This is a genomic window from Flavobacterium gawalongense, assembly GCF_007097265.1.
GTDB lineage: Bacteria > Bacteroidota > Bacteroidia > Flavobacteriales > Flavobacteriaceae > Flavobacterium > Flavobacterium gawalongense.
In genome coordinates, this window is record NZ_VJZP01000074.1 from 1 (window position 1) to 2,159 (window position 2,159).

Consider the following 2,159-nt stretch of genomic DNA (forward strand, 5'->3'; position numbering starts at 1 on the left):
GAACTAATGAATGTTGAAGTTATAACTGCTTCTAAAAAATCAGAAAATCAGAAAATTGCACCGGCAACAATTTATGTGGTCACCGAAAAGGATATTATTGAAAACGGTTACACTGATTTAACCAATTTATTGGAAAACGTTCCAGGTGTGGTCGCTATAAGAACCGACATTTTTGCTTTTGGCGGACAACGTGGTTTTTTAAGTAATTTTTCGCAAACGCTACTATTGGTCAACGGAAGAGAAATGCAAAATTTAATTGCTTCCGAAACATTTATTGCAACACAATTTGCAACGCATAACATAAAACAGGTTGAAATTCTGCAAGGTCCGGCTTCTGCCCTTTATGGTGCAAATGCTTTGGTTGGTGTTATTAATATCATCACAAAAAATGATTCCCCTGATTTTAATGGAACAGAGTATCATGCTGGAATTGGAACACAACAAACGCAATCTCAAAGCTTCGTTTTTGGAAAAAATTTAAAAGATTTTCGTATTAGCGGCAGTTTTCGATATTTTCGTAGTAATCTTTGGGATTATAAAGATTTTATAAAAGATACCATAAATTTTCGGCAAGGATTTCCAACTAAAGCGTTTCCTGTGAACCAACAATTTAAACAGAATAGCTGGTCACTTCCATATGCTGCAAAAATTTCTTACAAAGGATTTTATGTGGGAATAGAGAGATATGAGCTTAAAGGCAGTAGAGGACTTGAACATATTTCGTTAGATTATAAAAGTCAATACGATTATCGTCAATTAGCGTTGTATTATGCTGGCATAGACAAAGAAATCACGGACAAACTTAAAATTAATGCAGAACTTCAATTTTATAAAGAAAGATTCTGGGGGGTAAACTACTCTTTTAACAACGCTATTTATGATACTCTTATAAAAAACGGACATAATCCGGACTTACCACTTACAGATAAAGAAATTCAAGAAAATTTTATGGATGTATATTCACAGCAATCGAGTTCAGGTTCAAAACGATATAAAGGAAATGTACAATTAAATTATGTTCCAAGTCAAACCTTATCTATTATTGGTGGTTATACTTTTGATATGTTTGATTTATTAGGTATAGCTCTTTCTACAGATAGATTAAATCCTGATTTTGACGAAACACGCTCTATTGAAAATAGTATGCGTAAACCATTTTTCCGTCAGTATAAAAATTCACTGTTTTTACAATTACAAAAAACACTATTTGATAAATTATATCTCACCCTGGGTGGACGATTTGATCATCACAATATTTATAAATCCATTTTTACCTTTCGCAGTGGTTTAGTTTATACACCATTTCAAAAAACTTCAATACGATTTCTTTTTGGGCAAGCTTTCCGTGAACCTACTATTTTTGAACTTGGTGCCTTAACGGTAAAAAAAGTGGCTATTGAACTTAATCCAGTACGTATGAATACTTTTGAGGTTGGAATTAATCAATCGTTTACAAGTAATTTAATAGCGAATATTGTTGCCTACAAAAATATAGCAACAAATTTTATTGAACCTACTGAGACGGTAATTTTTAAAAATTCAGATAAAGTAATAAATATCTTTGGTATTGAAAGTCAATTGTTTTATAAAATAGGAAAAATTAGAACTGAAATTGGTTATTCTTATGTTCAAAAAGATGCTGACGATTACGCCGGAGTTAGCACTGTAAATCTTGGTGTTTATACACATAGAATAACTGGAGGTTTAACTTTTAATGCAACTGATACGTTTACAATAAATTCAAGAATCAATTATTATTCTGAAATTAAAGCAAAACATGGCAATAAGGACATTACACAAATAATTACCATTCCATCTTATGCTAAGATTAATTTGACATTTTCTTATGTAAAAATAAAAGTGTATGATGCAGAAATTACTACACAATTACTAGTTACGAATGTGTTTGATTCAAAATTTTATCAACCCGATATAAGAATAGGTGGTCCAAAACAATTTTTACAACCTGGAAGACAACTGTTTTGTAATTTGATTTTTAAATTTTAACAGTGATAAATGAATGAAGAAACCGCTAACATCAGTTTGGAAGTCAGCAAATTTTGTATGTTAAAGACAATTATTAAAAAACGAAAAAGAATTCAATAGTATTTCTCTTAAAAACACAGCTGTTTTTAATTTTTTTGATCTTGAAATTTGAT

The 2,159-nt window shown here is 30.6% G+C and carries 1 protein-coding gene; it reads left to right on the top strand.

What is annotated here, in order from left to right:
* The coding region (locus tag FNW38_RS17300) for a TonB-dependent receptor plug domain-containing protein (protein WP_185963172.1) at positions 1-2,007 on the top strand (2,007 nt) is incomplete at its 5' end.
* Between the last annotated feature and the right edge of the window lie 152 nt (positions 2,008-2,159).